This window comes from Pseudomonas sp. NPDC089401, from assembly GCF_044749485.1.
Classification (GTDB): domain Bacteria; phylum Pseudomonadota; class Gammaproteobacteria; order Pseudomonadales; family Pseudomonadaceae; genus Aquipseudomonas.
Map to the genome: position 1 here is coordinate 97,625 of NZ_JBIVIA010000001.1, position 18,625 is coordinate 116,249.

The following is an 18,625-nucleotide window of genomic DNA, read 5'->3' on the forward strand; positions in this document are numbered from 1 at the left end:
TGTGGCTTCCACAGGGATCCCACAGTTTTCAGATGCTGTGATATCCCTGAGGCTCCCACAGGGATCCCACAGTTTTCAGATGCTGTGATATCCCTGAGGCTCCCACAGGGATCCCACAGTTTTCAGATGCTGTGATATCCCTGTGGGAGCGGGTTTACCCGCGAAGGGGTCGGTACAGCAGAAATATTTCTAACAGATGCCCCGCTGTCTTTCAGTCAGCGGGGCATTTTTCATGGATCAGAAGCGGAACCGGCTGATCATCTGCTGCAACTGTCCACCCAGCCGCGCCAGCTCCACGCTCGAGGCCGAGGTCTGCTGGCTGGCTTCTGCCGTCTGTTCAGAAATATCCCGCACCGTCACCACGCTGCGGCTGATCTCTTCGGCCACCGCGCTCTGCTGCTCCGAGGCCGCGGCAATCTGCTGGTTCATCAGCTGGATGCCCGACACCCGCTGGGTAATCCCTTCCAGCGCCGCGCCCGCTTCCCGCACCAGCGCCACGCTGCTCTCGGTGAGGATCTGGCTCTGGTCCATCAGCTCGCTCACCGAGCGGGTGCCTTGCTCCAGGCTGCCGATCGCCGATTCGATTTCCAGGGTCGAGGCCTGGGTACGTTGCGCCAGGCTGCGCACTTCATCGGCGACCACGGCAAAGCCACGGCCTGCTTCCCCGGCCCGGGCCGCCTCGATGGCGGCGTTGAGTGCCAGCAGGTTGGTCTGCTCGGCCACCGCCTTGATCACGTCCATCACCTTGCCGATGCGCTGGCTTTCGCTGCGCAGGGCGCTCATGGCTTCGCCAGTGGCCTCCACCTGGCTGGCCAGGCGGCCGATCTGCGCCACGGCGCGGTTGACCACGTCGTCGCCCTCGCGGGCTTCCTCGTCGGTGGCGCTGGCGGCCTCGGAGGCCTCGCCAGCGTTGCGCGCCACTTCGTGCACGGTGGCGGCCATTTCCTGCATGGCGGTGGCGACCTGGTCGGTTTCCACCTTCTGGTTGTTGGCCCCGGCGCTGGTCTGCTCGGTGATCGCCGACAGCTCCTCGGTGGCGCTGGCGATCTGCGAAATGCCGTCGCGCACCTGGGCGATCAGCTCGCGCAGGTTGCGGGTCATGCCTTGCAGGGCATGCTGCAACTGGCCGACTTCGTCGCGGCGACGGCTGGCCGGTTGCTTGCCGAGGTCACCGGCGGCCACCTGTTCCATGGCCTTGAGCACCTGGCGCAGCGGCTGGCTGATCTGGCGGGCGATCAGGGCGGCGGCCAGGGCGCCGATCAGCAGGGCGAGCAGGGTGGTGATGATCTGCAGGGTCTTGGCGAACGCGCTGTCGCTGACCACGGCGGCAGCCTGGGTATCGAGCAGCTTGCCGATCAGGGTGTTGAGCGTTTCCACGTCATTGCCCATGGCGGTGCGGTACGCCACCAGCTTGCTCACCTCGCCGCGGAAGGCTTCCACGGCCGCGGCATAGGTGCGCACCTGCTGCTGCAACTGGGTGAACTCATCGGCGAAGTTGCCGTTGAACCGGGCCACCAGGCCCGGCAGCTCGTTCACCGTGGTGGCGATCTGCGTGTTCATCAGCTTTTCGGTGTCGGCGTTGGTGTTCCCGGTGTAGCCGCGCACGTGGTAGCGCAGCAGGATCAGGTTTTCGCGGATCTGGTTGATCGCCTCGATGCGCACGAAGCGCTGCTCGGCGTCCGGCAGGGCGCGTACCTGCTTGCGGATCTGCTCGATGCTGGCGAAAGAGCTGGTCGCGAGCGCGCCCATTTCTTTCTGCGCGGCGCGCATCTTCTGATAGGACTGGAAGCTCAGCGCCTGGTTGTCGGCGTAGGCCTGCAAGGTCTGGTCGGCTTGGCCGAGGACAGCCTTGCTGTCGGGCTGCAGCAGCGTCTCGTGGAGTTTGCCCAAAGGCGCCTTGAACGCGTCCATGGCCGCCTGTAGCGCCTTGCCTTCAGTCTCGTCGCCGTTGGCCATGGCGTGGCGCAGGCGCGCCACGCGCAAATCGCCGAGGGCGTCGTTGAGGCCGGACACATCGCTGACCACTTCGCTGCGGCGCACCAGGCTGCCCAGCCCGTTCCAGCCGATCAGCGACTGGATCAGGGTCAGGCACAGCACCAGGCCGAAACCGAGGAAGAGTTTATGGGCGATCTTCAGATCGCCGAACCAGGTAAACATTACTGCCGAGCTCCTTTTCTTATGCGTTGGAGGAGACCTGAGGTCTGTTCCTTCTGTCAGATATAGTCATCTATATGAATTATCGGCATCTGTAACAAAATCTGAACCGGCAATGCCATGAAATTAATGTCACTGTGCCATCTTCTTGTAGGGCGCTTCTTGGATTGGCGTGCCGGGCTTGCCTGTTGCAGGTAATTCCGTGCAGATTTGTGGCTTTGCACCACTTGCGTACCTCCAATAAAAAAGCCTCAGGACCAAGGACGATGAGTCACCCCTCGCAATTCACCTTGCTCGGCAAGCGGCGCTTCCTGCCGTTTTTCGTCACCCAGCTGCTGGGTGCCTTCAACGACAACCTGTTCAAGCAGTCGCTGATCCTGGCGATCCTGTTCAAGCTCAGCCTGGGCGACGGCGACCGCTCGATCTGGGTCAACCTCTGCGCGCTGCTGTTCATCCTGCCGTTCTTCCTGTTCTCGGCTCTGGGTGGGCAGTTCGGCGAGAAGTTCGCCAAGGACGCGCTGATCCGTGCGATCAAGCTGGCCGAAATCCTCATCATGGCGGTCGGCGCCCTGGGCTTCGTCAGCAACCACCTGGCGCTGATGCTGGTGGCGCTGTTCGGCATGGGTACCCACTCGGCGCTGTTCGGCCCGGTGAAGTACTCGATCCTGCCCCAGGCCCTGCGCGAAGAAGAGCTGGTGGGCGGTAACGGCCTGGTGGAAATGGGTACCTTCCTCGCCATCCTGGTCGGCACCATCGGTGCCGGGGTGATGATGGCCAACGACAACTATGCCACGGTGGTGGCCGGCGGCGTGGTCGGCACCGCAGTGCTGGGCTACCTGGCCAGCCGCTGGATCCCCCGTGCGGCGGCGGCCTCGCCGCAGATGGCGCTGGACTGGAACATCTTCAAGCAGTCGTGGGTGATCCTGCGCATGGGCCTGGGGCAGACCCCGGCGGTGTCGCGCTCGATCGTCGGCAACTCGTGGTTCTGGTTCGTCGGCGCGATCTACCTGACCCAGATCCCGACCTATGCCAAAGAGTGGCTGCATGGCGACGAGACGGTGGTGACCCTGGTGCTGACCCTGTTCTCGGTGGGCATCGCCCTCGGTTCGCTGCTGTGCGAACGCCTCAGCGGGCGCAAGGTGGAGATCGGCCTGGTGCCGTTCGGCTCGTTCGGCCTGACCCTGTTCGGCCTGCTCTGGTGGTGGCACTCCGGCGATGTGCCGAAGGCGGCCATGCCTTACGACTGGCTGGCGTTGCTGGGCCTGCACCAGGCCTGGTGGATCCTGTTGTCGATCGTCGGCCTCGGCGTGTTCGGCGGTTTCTACATCGTGCCGCTGTATGCGCTGATCCAGGCGCGTACCGCCGAGGACCAGCGGGCCCGGGTGATCGCCGCCAACAACATCCTCAATGCGCTGTTCATGGTGGTTTCGGCGATCGTCACCATCGTCCTGCTGAGCGTGGCCAAGCTCAGCATTCCACAGCTGTTCCTGGTGGTGTCGCTGCTGAACGTGCTGGTCAATGCCTACATCTTCAGGATCGTGCCCGAGTTCACCATGCGCTTCCTGATCTGGCTGCTGAGCCACTCGATGTACCGGGTGGAGCACCGTGACCTTGAGCGCATCCCCGATGAAGGCGCGGCGCTGCTGGTGTGCAACCATGTGTCGTTCGTCGACGCGCTGCTGCTGGGCGGGGCGATCCGTCGGCCGATCCGCTTCGTCATGTACTACAAGATCTACAACCTGCCGGTACTCAACTTCGTGTTCCGCACCGCCGGGGCCATTCCGATTGCCGGGCGCAGCGAAGACCCGGCGACCTACGAGCGGGCCTTCGCGCGGATTGCCGAATACCTGGGCGACGGTGAGCTGGTGTGCATCTTCCCGGAAGGCAAGCTGACCGGCGATGGCGAGATCGATGTGTTCAAGGGTGGTGTCAACCGCATCCTGGAAGAAACCCCGGTGCCGGTGATCCCGCTGGCATTGCAGGGGCTGTGGGGCAGCTTCTTCAGCCGTGACCCGGCCAAGGGCTTGTTCAGGCGCTTGTGGTCACGGGTGACCATCGTCGCCGGTGCCGCGATCCCGGTGGATGCGGCGCAGCCCGATGCGTTGCGCGAGCAGGTCAGCCGCCTGCGCGGCGACCTGCGATAGGGCAGGGGTTCAGCTGGCGCTGACTTTCAGGCCGATTAGGCCGGTGATGATCAGTGCCACGCTGGCCAGCCTGACCAGGGCCATGGACTCGCCGAACAGGATGATCCCGGCGATCACCGTGCCGACCGCGCCGACACCGGTCCAGATGGCGTAGGCGGTGCCCAGTGGCAGTTCCTTCATGGCCAGGCCCAGCAGGCCCAGGCTGATGGCCATGGCGGCGACGGTGAGTACGGTGGGCAGGGGTTTGCTGAAGCCGTCGGTGTATTTAAGGCCGACCGCCCAGCCGACCTCGAACAGGCCGGCGAAGAACAGGATGATCCAGGACATGAAGCGTCTCCATCGTTGCAAATGATGGGGCCGTCCCCGGGATGGTCACGCGGTGCGTCGTGAGGTCGTCCTCACCGTGCCCGTCATGGTGCACACCTGCTGGCTACAGGGCAAGCCTGTACCGGCCTCTTCGCGGGTAAACCCGCTCCCACAGGATCACCACAGGCCCGAAGGCGGTGCGGTCCTTGTGGGAGCGGGTTTACCCGCGAAGAGGCCGGCACAGACACCATCAATGTCTGACGGTTTCGACCTCTTCAGCCTCACCCGCAGGCGCTTCCATCCGCCGGAACCAGGTCGACAGCAGCGCCCCGGAGATGTTGTGCCAGACGCTGAACAACGCACTGGGCACCGCCGCCAGCGGCGAGAAATGCGCCGCCGCCAGTGCCGCCCCCAACCCCGAGTTCTGCATCCCCACTTCCAGCGCCAGCGACTTGCGCTGGGCCAGCGGCAGTTTGCAGAGGCGGCCTGTCATGTAGCCCAGCAGGTAGCCGAAGCTGTTGTGCAGCACCACCACCGCCATGATCAGCAGCCCGGATTCGGCGATCTTCGCCTGGCTGGCCGCCACCACCGCGCAGACGATCATCACGATGCTCACCACCGACACCAGCGGCAGCACCTGCACCGCCATCTGCACCCGCGCGCCAAGAAGACGCTGAGCCAGCACGCCGAGCACGATCGGCAGCATCACCAGCTGCAGGATCGACCAGAACATGTCCATGAAAGACACCGGCAGCCAGGCCGAGGCGAGGAACCAGATCAGCGCCGGGGTCAGCAGCGGGGCGAGCAGGGTGGTGACCGCGGCGATCGCCACGGCCAGTGCCAGGTCGCCCTTGGACAGCCAGACCATCACGTTCGACGCCGTGCCGCTCGGGCAGCAGCCGACCAGGATCACGCCCACGGCGATTTCCGCTGGCAGGTGGAACAGCTGGCACAACAGCCAGGCCATCCCCGGCATGATCACGAAGTGCGCCACCACGCCCAGGGCCACGCGCCAGGGCTGGCGGGCGAGGGCGGCGAAGTCGTCGAGCTTGAGGGTCAGGCCCATGCCGAACATCACCAGGCCCAGCAGCGGCACGATGGCCACCTTGAGGGCGATGAACCACTGCGGTTGCAGGAAGGCCAGCACGGCGAACACCAGCACCCAGAGGGCGAAGGTGTTGCCGACGAAGCGGCTGAGGGCGGCGAGGGCGCGCATGGGGCAATTCCTTTTTCTATCTTATAGCTATGTGAATTTCGAGGGCCCTTTCGCGGGTAAACCCGCTCCCACAGGAATCTCCACAGGCTCGAAAATTGTGGTGACCCCTGTGGGAGCGGGTTTATCGAGGCGTCGAACCGCCGCGAAGAGGCCGGCCCTGGCCACGCAAGCATTTCAGGCCAGCACCGGCATTTCAAACCGAATCAGACCCCTTGCGGAATCTCCTCGCCACCCAGCGCTTCGAACAGCACCGGCAGGAATTCGGCAAAGGTCATCATCATCAGCTGGAAGCTGGCATCGAACTGTTGCGCGGCTTCATCGCCACCGTCCTGTTCGGCCTGCTCCTGCAGCAGTTCCTCGAACTTCAGGCGCTTGATCACCATCTTGTCGTCGAGCACGAACGACAGCTTGTCCTGCCAGGCCAGGGCCAACTGGGTGACCACCTTGCCGGTGCTCAGGTGCAGCTGGATCTCCTCGCCAGTGAGGTCCTGGCGCTTGCAGCGCACGATGCCGCCGTCTTCGGCGGTGTCACGCAGTTCGCATTCGTCCAGTACATAGAAACCTTCGGCGGCCTGTTGCGACTTGACCCAGTCGGTCATGGTCGCGGTCGGGGCGATCTTCACGGTGGCCGGGCGCACCGGCAGCGAGCCCATCACTTCGCGCAGGGTCGACAGCAGGTCTTCGGCACGCTTGGCGCTGGCCGAGTTGACCAGGATCATGCCCAGGCGCGGGGCGATGGCGGCGAAGATCATCGAGCGGCGGATGAACGCACGCGGCAGGAAGGCCTGGATGATCTCGTCCTTGATCTGGTCGCGCTCTTTCTTGTAGACCTTGCGCATCTGCTCGGTCTCGATCTCTTCGACCTTCTCCTTCACCGCATCGTTGACCACGCTGCTGGGCAGGATGCGTTCTTCCTTGCGTGCGGCAATCAGCAGGAACTCGCCGCTGACGTGCACCAGGGGAGCGTCTTCGCCTTTGCCGAACGGCGCGACGAAACCGTAGGTGGTCAGCTCCTGGCTGGCGCAGGGACGGGCCGGCTTGCTGGCCAGGGCGGCTTCCAGCGTTTCAGCCTCGAACGGTACTTCCTGGGTCAGGCGGTAGGACAGCAGGTTCTTGAACCACATGAGGGGGTATCTCTCCTTAATGCATAAGGCGGGCATTATTCTCCGAGCGGTGCCCTGAGGCCAACCCTGTCATAGGGCCAGCAGCCCCGATAGCGGGAAAGAAACCACTGGCTGCGCTAGGTCTTTGAAAGGCATGAAGTTTTTTTTGAAGAAAATCAAAAAAGTGCTTGCCAGGGTAGCGGCCCCTCCGTAGAATGCGCGCCACACCGAGACGAAGGGTGATTAGCTCAGCCGGGAGAGCATCTGCCTTACAAGCAGAGGGTCGGCGGTTCGATCCCGTCATCACCCACCACTCGATGTATAGCGCAGCGGTAGTTCAGTCGGTTAGAATACCGGCCTGTCACGCCGGGGGTCGCGGGTTCGAGTCCCGTCCGCTGCGCCATATTCCACTTCCAGGGCCCATTGAACACCCGGAAGTAACAAAAAAAGCGACCTTAGGGTCGCTTTTTTTGTGCCTGTCGTTCGGCGGCGCATCGCGAGCAAGGTCATGAAAAAAGATGCAAAAAGGGCTTGCCAAGCTATTGGCTGCTCCGTAGAATGCGCGCCTCACCGAGACGAATGGGTGATTAGCTCAGCCGGGAGAGCATCTGCCTTACAAGCAGAGGGTCGGCGGTTCGATCCCGTCATCACCCACCACTCGTTTCGATGAATCGCGCAGCGGTAGTTCAGTCGGTTAGAATACCGGCCTGTCACGCCGGGGGTCGCGGGTTCGAGTCCCGTCCGCTGCGCCATATTCCGCTTCCAGGGCCCACTGAACACCCGGAAGCCACAAAGAAAGCGACCCTAGGGTCGCTTTTTTTGTTTCTGGGCCTTACTGACGGCGCTCTTCTTCGCGCAAGGTCAGCACCTCGACCCCGTCCTCTGTCACCGCCACCGTGTGTTCCCACTGTGCCGACAGGCTGTGGTCGCGGGTAATCACCGTCCAGCCATCTTTCAGCGTGCGCGTGCCGCGCCCACCCTGGTTGAGCATCGGCTCGATGGTGAACACCATACCCGGCTTGAGCTTCAGCCCCATGCCGGGCATGCCGAAGTGCAGCACCTCGGGGCCTTCATGCATCTGCTGGCCGATGCCGTGCCCGCAGTATTCGCGCACCACGCTGTAACCGGCGGCTTCGGCATGGGCCTGGATGGCGTGGCCGATGTCGCCCAGTGTCGCCCCTGGGCGAACCTTGTCGATGCCTTTCCACATTGCCGCGTAGGTGGTCTCGACCAGGCGCCGGGCCTCGTCGTCGATCGCCCCGACGCTGTACATCTTCGACGAATCGGCGATGTAGCCGCCTTGCTCCAGGGTGATGTCGACGTTGATGATCGAGCCTTCCTTGAGCACTTCGTCGGCCTTCGGCATGCCATGGCACACCACGTGGTCCACCGAGGTGTTCAGCGCGTAGGGGAAACCGTACTGGCCCTTGCTTGCCGGGCGGGCCTTGAGGGTTTCTACGATGAAGGCCTCGGCGCGGTCGTTGATCTGCAGGGTGGTGACGCCGGGGCGGATGAAGCGGTCGAGGTCGGCGAACACCTGGGCCAGCAGTTGGCCGGCGCGGCGCATCAGGGCGAGTTGGGCGGGGGTCTTGAGGATCACCTGGGACATGGGGGGAGGGCAGTTGCTCGTGCTGGAATTTGCCCCAGCATAGCGCCATGGGCCTGCAGGCTGCCACCGCGTGGTGCGCGGCCTGTGCCGGCCTCTTCGCGGGTAAACCCGCTCCCACAGGTCCTGCGCAGCCCTCGAACCCGAGGAGATCCCTGTGGGAGCGGGTTTACCCGCGAAAGGGCCGGCACAGCTGGCCCATTAATTGCTGACTGGACGCTATCCAGGGCTCTCAACGTCGACAGCCCTCACCAGACCCACGACAAAGGCGCCGTGTTGCCCCGCTTGCTCCCCAGCAAGCCGAGGCAGCCGGCGCCTTTCTGCATTCCTGAACAGGGGAGAGCGCCCATGACCACCCGCGAAGTCCGCAGCGTCTGCCCCTATTGCGGCGTCGGTTGCGGCATCGTCATGCGCATCGACGGCGGCCAGGTCGCCAGGATCAGCGGCGACAAGCAGCACCCGAGCAATTACGGCCGCCTCTGTACCAAAGGCCTCACCGCCCACGTACCGCTGACCGCCGCCGGGCGCATGGAGGACGCCTACGTGCGCCAGCAGCGTAGCCAGGAACCGGTGCGCAGCCGCCTCGACCAGGCCATCGCCGAGGCCGCCGGGCGCCTGCGCGGCATCATCGACCAGCATGGCCCGGATGCCGTGGCGCTGTACGTGTCCGGGCAGATGTCGCTGGAGGCCCAGTACCTGGCCAACAAGCTGGCCAAGGGGTTTATCCGCACCCGCCATATCGAGTCCAACTCGCGCCTGTGCATGGCCAGCGCCGGCAGCGGCTACAAGCTCTCGCTCGGCGCCGATGGCCCGCCTGGCAGCTATCAGGACTTCGAGCACGCCGACGTGTTCCTGGTGATCGGCGCGAACATGGCCGACTGTCACCCGATCCTGTTCCTGCGCCTGCTCGACCGGGTCAAGGCCGGCGCCAAGCTGATCGTCGTCGACCCTCGGCGCACGGCCACCGCCGACAAGGCCGACCTGTTTCTGCAGGTACGCCCGGGCAGCGACATGGCCCTGCTCAATGGCCTGCTACACCTGTTGCATCACAATGGCCACACCAACCCCGGCTTCATCGCCCGCTACACCGAAGGCTGGGATGAACTGCCCGCCTTCCTCGACGACTACACCCCCGAGCGCGTCGCCGCCATCACCGGGCTGAGCGAAGCCGACATCCGCCAGGCCGCCGAATGGATCGGCACGGCCGGCGAGTGGATGAGCTGCTGGACCATGGGCCTTAACCAGAGCGTCCACGGCACCTGGCACAGCAACGCCCTGTGCAACCTGCACCTGGCCACCGGGGCGATCTGCCGCCCGGGCAGCGGGCCGTTCTCGCTCACCGGCCAGCCCAATGCCATGGGCGGGCGCGAGATGGGCTACATGGGCCCCGGCCTGCCAGGCCAACGCTCGGCACTGGTCGCGGCGGACCGGACCTTCGTCGAGGGCCAGTGGGGGCTGGCCCCCGGCAGCCTGCGCGCGGAGGGCGGCGAGGGCACCGTCGCACTGTTCGAGCAGATGAAGGCCGGCGCGGTAAAAGCCTGTTGGATCATCTGCAGCAACCCGGTGGCCAGCGTCGCCAACCGCCAGCAGGTGATCGACGGCCTGCGCCAGGCCGAGCTGGTGATCACCCAGGACGCCTTCCTCGACACCGAGACCAACCGCTACGCCGATATCCTCCTGCCCGCCGCGCTGTGGGCCGAGGGCGAGGGCGTGATGATCAACAGCGAGCGCAACCTGACGCTGATGCCGCGCGCTGTCGAGGCCCCCGGGCAGAGCCTGCCCGATTGGCAATTGATCGCCCGCATCGCCTGCGCCATGGGCTACGCCGAGGCCTTCGACTACCCCGACGCCGAAGCGGTGTACGACGAGATCCGCCGCTTCTGGAACCCGGCTACGGGCTATGACCTGCGCGGCATCGGCTACCCCGAACTGCGCGACAGCCCGCACCAGTGGCCCTGCGCGCCAGGCCGGGGAGACGACCGCAGCCCGTTGCGCTACCGCAACGACGGTGCGAGCCAGCAGCTGCTGCGCGATGCCGAGGGCAAGCTGCCCGAACTGGCCTTCCCCACTGCCAGTGGCAAGGCGCGCTTTTTTGCCCGGCCCTGGCTGCCGGCCGCCGAACTGCCCGACGCCGACTACCCGCTGGTGCTCAACACCGGTCGCGTGCAGCACCAGTGGCATACCCTGACCAAGACCGGCAAGGTGCCGGCGCTGAACAAGCTGGAGCCAGGCCCCTTCGTCGAAATCCACCCCGAGGATGCCGCGCGCCTGGGCATCGCCGACAAGGACCAGGTGGCCATCCGCTCGCGCCGTGGCCAGGCCGTGCTGCCGGCCCGCGTCAGCGATCGGGTGATGCCTGGCAATTGCTTCGCCCCGTTCCACTGGAACGATCTGATCGGCGAGCAGCTGGCGATCAATGCCGTGACCTGCGACGCGGTCGACCCGCTGTCGCTGCAGCCGGCGTTCAAGCACTGCGCCGTGGCCCTGGAGCGGGTCGCCGGCGAACGCATCGATGCCCTTGAGCTGAACGCCGCCACTGCGGAGCCTGCGCGTATGCCGAGCGCGACCCTGTCCCAGCTGCTGGGCCTGGACAGCTTGCCAGCTCCGGCGCAGGTCGCCGGACAACCGCGGCATCAGGTGCTGTGGGCCTCGCAGACCGGCAACGGCGAAGCGCTGGCCGAACGCTGCGTGGAGCGCTTGCGCGGCGCCGGGCTGCAGGTGCAGCTCGACTGCATGGAGGCGCTGACCCCGCGCCAGTTGCAAGGTGCCGCCAGCGTGCTGCTGATCGCCAGCACCTTCGGCGACGGCGATGCACCGGACAGCGCCACGGCATTCTGGCAGGCGCTGCAGGGCGAGGAGGGTGCGCCGTGTGCCGGGCTGCCCTATGCCGTGCTGGCCCTGGGCGACTCCAGCTACGACCAGTTCTGCGGCTTCGGTCGCAAGCTCGACCAGCGCCTGGCGGAACTCGGGGGGCGTCGCCTGCTGCCACGGGTTGATTGCGAGCCAGACTTCGACGACGCATTCGCTGGCTGGCTGGAAGCATTGCTGGCCGAACTGGGCGGCGCGGCGGCACCGCAGCCAGTCAGCGAGCCTGCACCGGCAAGCGGCTTCAGCAAGCAGCAACCCTGGTCCGCCGCCTTGCTGGAAAACCGCGTGCTGAACGGCCCTGGCGCAAGCAAGGAAACCCGCCAGCTGGTGTTCGACCTGACCGGCAGTGGCTTTACCTACGCCGCTGGCGATGCCCTTGGCGTGTGGCCGCGCAACTGCCCGGCGCTGGTCGAGGAACTGCTGGGGTTGATGCAGCTCGATGGCCAGGCATTGGTCGAACTGAAGGGGCAACCCGCGATGACCCTGGCAACGGCGCTTGAGGAACACCTGGAAATCGCCAAGGTCACCCCGCAGCAGCTGCAAGCCCTCAGCGCTCAGGCGCCGGGCCTGCAGCGTCTTCTGCAAGCCGAGTGCAAGGCCGAGCTGCAGGGCTGGTTATGGGGGCGTCAGCTGGCCGATGTGCTGCGCGCCTTCCCCCAGCAGTTGTCACTGGCCGCCTGGCTGGACCTGCTCAAGCCCTTGCAGCCGCGCTTGTATTCGATCAGCTCCAGCCCGCTGGCCCATCCGGACCAGGTGCACCTGACGATGTCCACCGTGCGCTATGGCCAGCGCAAAGGCGTGTGCTCCAGCTTTCTCGCCGACCGGGCGCAGGCGTTGAAGGTGGCGATCTACCCGCAGGTGTCGAAGCACTTCCGCTTGCCCGAGGACGACGACCTGCCGGTCATCATGGTCGGCCCCGGCACCGGCATCGCGCCGTTCCGCGCCTTCCTCGAAGAGCGCGCGGCGCGCGGGGCCAAGGGCGGCAACTGGCTGTTCTTCGGCGAGCAGTACGCGGCGACCGACTTCTACTACCAGGCGCAATTGCAGGCCTGGCAGCACGCGGGGCACCTGCGCCTGGACACGGCGTTCTCGCGGGACCAGGCCGAGAAGGTGTATGTGCAGCAGCGCATGCTGGAGCAGGGCGCGCAGCTGTGGCAGTGGCTGGAGGCAGGGGCGTACTTCTATGTGTGTGGCGACGGGCAGCGCATGGCCAAGGATGTGGATGCGGCGTTGCGTGAGGTGGTTGCCGTGCATGGGCAGGTGGATGCGGATGCCTATGTCGAAGCGTTGAGCAAGGCCAAGCGCTATCGGCGCGATGTGTATTGATGTGCGCCAGGATGGGGAGCCTTGCACCTGGAATGTGCACTGGCAGGGCCGGCCTCTTCGCGGGTGAACCCGCTCCCACAGGCAGGGTACAAGGTTCGAAAGCAGTGCAGCCCTTTGTGGGAGCGGGTTCACCCGCGAAGAGGCCGGCACAGGTAATCACATTGGCACAGTCCCTGCTTTACCCCTGCTACAACAAAGCCCCCTGGTCAACGGCGATCAACCCGGGCCCCCCACCGTGATGAATACAGGCAAAGGCGCCTGGAGCTTCGGCTCCAGGCGCCTTTTTTTTGATCGAGGATCGGCTTATGAAGGCAACAGCGAGCGGGCAACGAGAGCGACTGGTGATCGTCGGCAACGGCATGGTCGGCCACCACTGCGTCGAGCAACTGGTCGGGCGCGGTGCCCTTGAGCGCTTCGAGCTGCACGTGTTCGGCGAAGAGCGCCAACGCGCCTACGACCGCGTGCACCTGTCCGAATACTTCGCCGGCAGCTGCGCCGAAACCCTGGCCTTGTGCGAGCAGGGCTTCTATGGCGACAACGGCGTGCACCTGCACCTGGGCGAAGCCGTGCTGCAGATCGACCGCGAGCGCTGCGAAGTCGTGACTGGCGAAGGCCGCTACGGCTATGACCAGCTGATCCTGGCCACCGGTTCCTACCCCTTCGTGCCTGCCATCGAAGGCTCGAGCGGCAATGCCCGGCTGGTCTACCGCACCCTCGATGACCTCGATGCGATCCGCGCCGCCGCCACCGACGCCCGCCGTGGCGTGGTGGTCGGCGGTGGCCTGCTTGGCCTGGAAGCGGCCAATGCACTCAAGTCCCTGGGCCTGGAAGCGCACGTGGTCGAATTCGCCCCGCGGCTGATGCCGGTGCAGCTGGACGGCGAGGGTGGCGCCGCGCTCAGGGCGCAGATCGAAGCCCTCGGCGTAGGCGTGCACCTGTCGCGCGCCACCCAGTCGATCAGCACTGGCGAAGCCTACCGCTACCGCATGAACTTCGACGGTGGCGAGCACCTGGAAACCGACCTGATCGTGTTCTCCGCCGGCATCCGCCCACAGGATGCCCTGGGCCGGGCCAGCGGCCTGGAGATCGCCGCCCGCGGCGGCGTGGTGATCGACAACCATTGCCGCAGCAGCGACCCGCGCATCTTCGCCGTCGGTGAGTGCGCTTCGTGGAACGGCAGTGTGTTCGGCTTGGTCGCCCCGGGCTACGGCATGGCGCGCAACCTCGCAGCGTTGCTGATGGGCGAGGCGGCTGGCGAGTTCAGCGGCGCCGACATGTCGACCAAGCTCAAGCTGCTGGGCGTGGACGTCGGCTCCATCGGCGACGCCCATGGCGCGACCCCCGGCTCGCGCAGCTACCGTTTCATCGACGAGGCCAACAGCGCCTACCGCCGGCTGGTGGTGGATGCCAGCGGCAAGCATGTGCTCGGCGCGGTGCTGGTGGGTGACAACAGCTACTACGACACCCTGTTGCAATACGCCCAGAACCGCATCGCCCTGCCGGCCGACCCGGCCGCGCTGATCCTGCCCCAGGGCGGCGGTGCACCGGCCCTGGGGGGCGACGCCCTGCCCGACAGCGCGACCATCTGCTCGTGCCACAACGTCAGCAAGGGCGCAGTCTGTTCGGCCATCGACAGCGGCTGCGGCGACCTGGCTGCGGTGAAAAGCTGCACCAAGGCCGCCACCGGCTGTGGCGGCTGCGCGGCGTTGCTCAAGCAGGTGTTCGAGCACGAACTGAGCGCCCGCGGCGTGGCCGTCGACAAGAGCCTGTGCGAGCACTTCGCCTACACCCGCCAGGAGCTCTACGGCCTGGTTCGCGTCGAAGGCATCCGCACCTTCCACGACCTGCTCGCCCGCCATGGCAAGGGCCAGGTCGGCTGCGACATCTGCAAGCCGGCGGTGGGCAACATCCTCGCCTCGTGCTGGAACCAGCCGATCATGGACCCGGCGCTGGTGCCGCTGCAGGACACCAACGACACCTTCATGGCCAACATGCAGAAGAACGGCACCTACTCGGTGGTACCGCGCATTCCCGGCGGCGAGATCACCCCCGACAAGCTGATCGTGATCGGCCAGGTGGCGAAAAAGTACGACCTCTACACCAAGATCACCGGCGGCCAGCGCATCGACCTGTTCGGCGCCCAACTGCACGAGCTGCCGCTGATCTGGGGCGAGCTGATCGAGGCGGGCTTCGAGACCGGCCATGCCTACGGCAAGTCGACGCGCACGGTGAAGTCCTGTGTCGGCAGCACCTGGTGCCGCTACGGCGTGCAGGACAGCGTCGCCATGGCCTTGCGCCTGGAAGACCGCTACAAGGGCCTGCGCAGCCCGCACAAGCTCAAGTTCGCGGTGTCCGGCTGCACCCGCGAATGCGCCGAGGCGCAGAGCAAGGACATTGGCGTGATCGCCACCGACAAGGGCTGGAACCTGTACGTCTGCGGCAACGGCGGCATGCGTCCACGGCACGCCGAGCTGTTCGCCACCGACCTGGACGATGAGACCTTGGTGCGCTTGATCGACCGCGTGCTGATGTTCTACATCCGCACCGCCGACAAGCTGCAGCGCACCTCGGTGTGGCGCGAAGGCCTCGATGGCGGCCTGGATTACCTCAAGCAGGTTGTCCTCGACGACAGCCTGGGCCTGGCGGCGGAGCTGGAAGCGCAGATGCAGCATGTGGTCGAGCAGTACCAATGCGAGTGGGCCAATGCCCTCAACGACCCGGAAAAGCTCAAGCGCTTCCGTACCTTCGTCAACGACCGACGCGCCGACCCGGACGTGCACTTCGTGCGTGAACGCGAACAGCGCCGGCCTGCGGCGCCCCTGCATCTGATACCCACCATCGAGGAGGTTGTGTGATGAACCTGTCCAATGCTGCCAACTGGCAAGCGGTGTGCCGCGCCGACGACCTGGTGGCCGATTCCGGCGTCGTGGTCTGGCTCGACGGGGCCCAGGTGGCGCTGTTCTACCTGCCGGGGCAGGGGGTATACGCGCTGGACAATCGCGACCCGCGGTCGGGGGCCAACATCATTGGCCGTGGGCTGGTGGGCAGCCTGCAAGGGGAACTGGTGGTGGCGGCGCCGTTGTACAAGCAGCATTTCAGCCTGCAGAGCGGCGAGTGCCTGGAAGATGCCGGGCAGCGCTTGCGGGTGTGGCCGGTGCGAGTGAATGGCGAGGCGGTGGAGCTGGCGGTGGCCTGACAGGCTTGTGTTAGTCTCTTCGCGGGTAAACCCGCTCCCACAGGTACCGCGCAGGCCTCAGGCATTGTGCGCTTCCTGTGGGAGCGGGTTCACCCGCGAAGAGGCCAGTACAGGTTACCTAGATCACCAACCCCTGTGGTGCACGCCCGGCAAACACGTCCACCAGGCTAGCCACCACCTTCTCCCCCATGCGCGTGCGGGTCTGCACCGTGGCGCTGGCCCGGTGCGGCTGCAGCACCACGTCCTCACGCCCGAACAACGCCTCCGGCGCCCGCGGCTCATCGGCAAACACATCCAGCGCCGCCCCGGCGATTTCGCCAGCTTCCAGCGCCGCGACCAACGCCGGCTCATCCACCAGCTTGCCGCGGGCGATGTTGATCAGGTAGCCCTCGTTCCCCAGCGCCCGCAGCACTTCACGGTTGACCAGTGCCTCGCCCTTGTCGGCAGCCGCCGCCAGGATCAGCGCATCACTGTCCCTGGCCAGTTGCACCAGGTCAGCCTCGAACCCATAAGGCACATCCAGCGCCTGCAAGTCGGTGTAGCGGATCGGGCAACCGAATGCTGCCGCCCGCTGCGCCACCGCCTGGCCGACCCGGCCCATGCCGACGATGCCCACGCGCATGCCCGATACCTGGCGGGCCAACGGCAACGGGGCCAATGGCGTGGCACTGGTGGCCCAACGCCCGGCGCGGACGAAGCGGTCACCGGTGCAGATGCCCCGGCACAAGCCGATCAGCAGGCCGATGGCCAGGTCGGCGACATCCTCGGTCAGGGCGCCGATGGTAGCGGTCACCTGGATGCCGCGATCACGGGCGTAGGCCAGGTCCACCGCATCGGTGCCCACGCCATTGACCGCCACCACTTCGAGCTGGGGCAGGCGCGCCATCAGCGCCTGGCTGATGCCGGTGTGGCCACCGGTGATCACGCCGCGGATGTTGCCGCCATGCTGGCGGACACAGGCCTCCTTGTCGGCCTGCTCGTAGTAGCGGTGCACGGTGAACAGCGCTTCGAGGCGCTCGCGGATCTGCGGGATCAGGATCGGGCTCAGTTGCAGGATTTCAGGTTTCATCGGTCACTCCTTGAAAGCGGGTTCAGCCACGGCCGACAAAGGGCATGTTGCTGGCCATCACGGTCATGTTCAGCACGTTGGCACTCAGCGGCAGCGCGGCGATGTAGCGCACTGCGTCGGCCACGTGGCGCACGTCGAGCATCGGTTCGGCGGCGATCTCGCCATTGGCCTGGCGCACGCCGCGGGTCATACGTTCGGACAGCTCGGTGAGGGCGTTGCCGATGTCCACCTGGCTGCAGACGATGTCGTACGGGCGGCCGTCCAGCGCCAGCGCCTTGGTCAGGCCCAGCACTGCGTGCTTGCTGGCGGTGTAGGGCGCGGTGAATGGGCGCGGGGTGTGCGCCGAGATCGAGCCGTTGTTGATGATCCGCCCGCCTTGCGGCTGCTGGCGGCGCATCAGGCCGAACGCGGCGCGGGCGCAGAGGAAGACGCCGTCGACATTGGTGGCGATGACGTTGCGCCAGTTCTCCAGCGGCAGCTCGTCGATCGGCACGGCGGGGGCATTGATGCCGGCGTTGTTGAAGATCACGTCGAGGCGCCCGTGGACTTCCTCGATGGTGGCGAACAGCTGCGCCACGCTTTGTTCGTCACGCACGTCGGTGGGCACGGCGAGGGCTTCGCCGCCTGCGGCGCGGGCCTGCTCGACCAGCGCTTGCAGCGGCTCGGCGCGGCGCCCGGCGAGCACCAGGCTGAAGCCGTCTTCGAGCAGGGCGAGGGCGACGGCGCGGCCGATGCCGCTGCCGGCGCCGGTGACCAGGGCGATTTTCTTGTGCTGGGTCATCTCGTTTTACTCCTGTGGTTTCAGGCCGCGTTGGCGGCTTGCCCGGCAGGGCGGGCGCCGACGCGCAGTTGCAGTTCGCCGATGCCGTCGATGCCGGCGTGGATCACATCGCCCGGGTTCAGCGGCGCCACGCCGGGCGGGCTGCCGGTCATGATCAGGTCGCCGGGGCGCAGCGGCAGTTGCCGGGACAGCCGGCTGATCACCTCGGCCAGCGCCCAGGTCTGCTGGCCCAGGTGGGCGCGCTGGCGCTCCTGGCCATTGACCTGCAGCCACAGGGCCGCATCCAGTGGCCAGGGCAGTTGCGCGGCCGGGACGATGGCGGTCATCGGCGCCGAGGCCTCGAACACCTTCGCGGCTTCCCATGGCAAACCTTCTGCCTTGGCCTTGCGCTGGTGGTCGCGGCGGGTCAGGTCGAGGCCGGCGGCGAAGCCGAACACATGGTCCAGGGCCTGCTCCGGGGCGATGTCGGCGCCGCCGATGGCGATGGCCGCGACCAGCTCGATCTCATGGCAGAACTCGTCGGTCTGCGGCGGGAAGGGCAGCTCGCCCTGGGCCTCGACCACGTTGCTCGCCGGCTTCATGAAGAACACCGGCTCCTGTGGCGCCGGGCCGTAGGACTCGGGCCATGGGTAGTTGCGGCCCAGGCAGAACACCCGGCCGACCGGGAAGCGTGCGGTGCTGCCACGGATTGGCAGGCTGACGATGGCCGGCGGGTTGAACAGGTAGGTCATGGGGGGATCCTCGGTACTGGAGTGGCCAGCGTATGTCAGGGGCTGGCCGGCAAAGTTGGACGAATGCGGGGTTGTTTTGGACTATCCAGGTAACCTGTGCCGGCCCTTTCGCGGCTAAAGCCGCT

Annotated in this window: 12 protein-coding genes, 4 tRNA genes and 1 pseudogene; 8 read left to right on the forward strand and 9 right to left on the reverse strand. The window is 66.1% G+C overall.

Going from position 1 to position 18,625, the window contains the following annotated elements; translation table 11 throughout:
• Positions 1-237: 237 nt before the first annotated feature.
• The gene (locus ACIP21_RS00465) at positions 238-1,101 is read right to left on the reverse strand and encodes a methyl-accepting chemotaxis protein (protein ID WP_400684270.1); all 864 of its coding nucleotides are present in this window, start codon (positions 1,099-1,101) and stop codon (positions 238-240) included.
• Positions 1,093-2,157, reverse strand: a pseudogene (locus ACIP21_RS00470) (methyl-accepting chemotaxis protein); the annotation flags it as partial. The gene ACIP21_RS00465 and the pseudogene ACIP21_RS00470, both read right to left, overlap by 9 nt.
• Positions 2,158-2,420: 263 nt before the next feature.
• Between ACIP21_RS00470 and ACIP21_RS00475 the strand changes: the two are divergent.
• The gene (locus tag ACIP21_RS00475) at positions 2,421-4,298 is read left to right on the forward strand and encodes an MFS transporter (protein WP_400682721.1); all 1,878 of its coding nucleotides are present in this window, start codon (positions 2,421-2,423) and stop codon (positions 4,296-4,298) included.
• 9 nt (positions 4,299-4,307) lie between these two features.
• Here ACIP21_RS00475 and sugE read toward each other — a convergent pair whose 3' ends face one another.
• From sugE to rdgC, 3 genes are all read right to left on the reverse strand, one after another.
• Positions 4,308-4,625 carry a quaternary ammonium compound efflux SMR transporter SugE gene (gene sugE, locus ACIP21_RS00480; protein WP_152954154.1) on the reverse strand — a complete coding sequence of 106 codons (318 nt, stop codon included), beginning with the start codon at positions 4,623-4,625 and terminating at the stop codon, positions 4,308-4,310.
• A gap of 229 nt (positions 4,626-4,854) precedes the next feature.
• The gene (locus ACIP21_RS00485; protein ID WP_400682722.1) at positions 4,855-5,820 is read right to left on the reverse strand and encodes a bile acid:sodium symporter family protein; all 966 of its coding nucleotides are present in this window, start codon (positions 5,818-5,820) and stop codon (positions 4,855-4,857) included.
• A gap of 203 nt (positions 5,821-6,023) precedes the next feature.
• Positions 6,024-6,944, reverse strand: a complete 921-nt coding sequence (rdgC, locus tag ACIP21_RS00490; RefSeq protein ID WP_400682723.1) for a recombination-associated protein RdgC — start codon at positions 6,942-6,944, stop codon at positions 6,024-6,026.
• A 216-nt stretch (positions 6,945-7,160) separates the two neighbouring features.
• Between rdgC and ACIP21_RS00495 the strand changes: the two genes are divergently transcribed.
• From ACIP21_RS00495 to ACIP21_RS00510, 4 genes are all read left to right on the forward strand, one after another.
• Positions 7,161-7,236 (forward strand) — tRNA-Val (locus ACIP21_RS00495).
• Between the two features lie 13 nt (positions 7,237-7,249).
• Positions 7,250-7,326: transfer RNA gene (locus ACIP21_RS00500), tRNA-Asp, on the forward strand.
• Between the two features lie 178 nt (positions 7,327-7,504).
• Positions 7,505-7,580: transfer RNA gene (locus ACIP21_RS00505), tRNA-Val, on the forward strand.
• Positions 7,581-7,598: 18 nt separating this feature from the next.
• Positions 7,599-7,675: transfer RNA gene (locus ACIP21_RS00510), tRNA-Asp, on the forward strand.
• 80 nt (positions 7,676-7,755) lie between these two features.
• Here the strand turns inward: ACIP21_RS00510 and map are convergent.
• Positions 7,756-8,532: a type I methionyl aminopeptidase gene (map, locus tag ACIP21_RS00515; protein ID WP_400682725.1), complete on the reverse strand. Its 777-nt coding sequence runs from the start codon at positions 8,530-8,532 to the stop codon at positions 7,756-7,758.
• 345 nt (positions 8,533-8,877) lie between these two features.
• Here map and ACIP21_RS00520 point away from each other — a divergent pair, with 345 nt between their 5' ends.
• From ACIP21_RS00520 to nirD, 3 genes are all read left to right on the forward strand, one after another.
• Complete coding sequence (locus ACIP21_RS00520; RefSeq protein WP_400682727.1) at positions 8,878-12,723, forward strand: molybdopterin-dependent oxidoreductase; 3,846 nt, start codon at positions 8,878-8,880, stop codon at positions 12,721-12,723.
• A gap of 305 nt (positions 12,724-13,028) precedes the next feature.
• A complete protein-coding gene (nirB, locus tag ACIP21_RS00525; RefSeq protein WP_400682728.1) occupies positions 13,029-15,578 on the forward strand; it encodes a nitrite reductase large subunit NirB in 2,550 nt (849 codons plus the stop codon).
• Entirely contained in the window at positions 15,578-15,919 is a 342-nt protein-coding gene (gene nirD / locus ACIP21_RS00530; RefSeq protein ID WP_400682730.1) for a nitrite reductase small subunit NirD, read from the forward strand. Before nirB ends, nirD begins: the two co-directional genes overlap by 1 nt.
• 118 nt (positions 15,920-16,037) lie before the next feature.
• On the opposite strand, the gene ACIP21_RS00535 is transcribed toward nirD, so the two are convergent.
• The 3 genes from ACIP21_RS00535 to ACIP21_RS00545 are packed head-to-tail and all read right to left on the reverse strand — an operon-like array spanning position 16,038 to position 18,500.
• Complete coding sequence (locus ACIP21_RS00535) at positions 16,038-16,988, reverse strand: 2-hydroxyacid dehydrogenase (protein WP_400682732.1); 951 nt, start codon at positions 16,986-16,988, stop codon at positions 16,038-16,040.
• 22 nt (positions 16,989-17,010) lie between these two features.
• Positions 17,011-17,769, reverse strand: coding sequence for an SDR family oxidoreductase (locus ACIP21_RS00540; RefSeq protein WP_400682734.1), 759 nt, complete (start codon positions 17,767-17,769; stop codon positions 17,011-17,013).
• Between the two features lie 20 nt (positions 17,770-17,789).
• The gene (locus ACIP21_RS00545) at positions 17,790-18,500 is read right to left on the reverse strand and encodes a fumarylacetoacetate hydrolase family protein (protein WP_400682737.1); all 711 of its coding nucleotides are present in this window, start codon (positions 18,498-18,500) and stop codon (positions 17,790-17,792) included.
• Between the last annotated feature and the right edge of the window lie 125 nt (positions 18,501-18,625).

Excerpts from the sequence above, each read along its gene's own strand:
- ACIP21_RS00465 (WP_400684270.1), bottom strand. The coding sequence starts at position 1,101 with ATGACCCGCAACCTGCGCGAGCTGATCGCCCAGGTGCGCGACGGCATT.
- ACIP21_RS00475 (WP_400682721.1), top strand. The coding sequence starts at position 2,421 with ATGAGTCACCCCTCGCAATTCACCTTGCTCGGCAAGCGGCGCTTCCTG.
- sugE (WP_152954154.1), bottom strand. The coding sequence starts at position 4,625 with ATGTCCTGGATCATCCTGTTCTTCGCCGGCCTGTTCGAGGTCGGCTGG.
- ACIP21_RS00485 (WP_400682722.1), bottom strand. The coding sequence starts at position 5,820 with ATGCGCGCCCTCGCCGCCCTCAGCCGCTTCGTCGGCAACACCTTCGCC.
- rdgC (WP_400682723.1), bottom strand. The coding sequence starts at position 6,944 with ATGTGGTTCAAGAACCTGCTGTCCTACCGCCTGACCCAGGAAGTACCG.
- map (WP_400682725.1), bottom strand. The coding sequence starts at position 8,532 with ATGTCCCAGGTGATCCTCAAGACCCCCGCCCAACTCGCCCTGATGCGC.
- ACIP21_RS00520 (WP_400682727.1), top strand. The coding sequence starts at position 8,878 with ATGACCACCCGCGAAGTCCGCAGCGTCTGCCCCTATTGCGGCGTCGGT.
- nirB (WP_400682728.1), top strand. The coding sequence starts at position 13,029 with ATGAAGGCAACAGCGAGCGGGCAACGAGAGCGACTGGTGATCGTCGGC.
- nirD (WP_400682730.1), top strand. The coding sequence starts at position 15,578 with ATGAACCTGTCCAATGCTGCCAACTGGCAAGCGGTGTGCCGCGCCGAC.
- ACIP21_RS00535 (WP_400682732.1), bottom strand. The coding sequence starts at position 16,988 with ATGAAACCTGAAATCCTGCAACTGAGCCCGATCCTGATCCCGCAGATC.
- ACIP21_RS00540 (WP_400682734.1), bottom strand. The coding sequence starts at position 17,769 with ATGACCCAGCACAAGAAAATCGCCCTGGTCACCGGCGCCGGCAGCGGC.
- ACIP21_RS00545 (WP_400682737.1), bottom strand. The coding sequence starts at position 18,500 with ATGACCTACCTGTTCAACCCGCCGGCCATCGTCAGCCTGCCAATCCGT.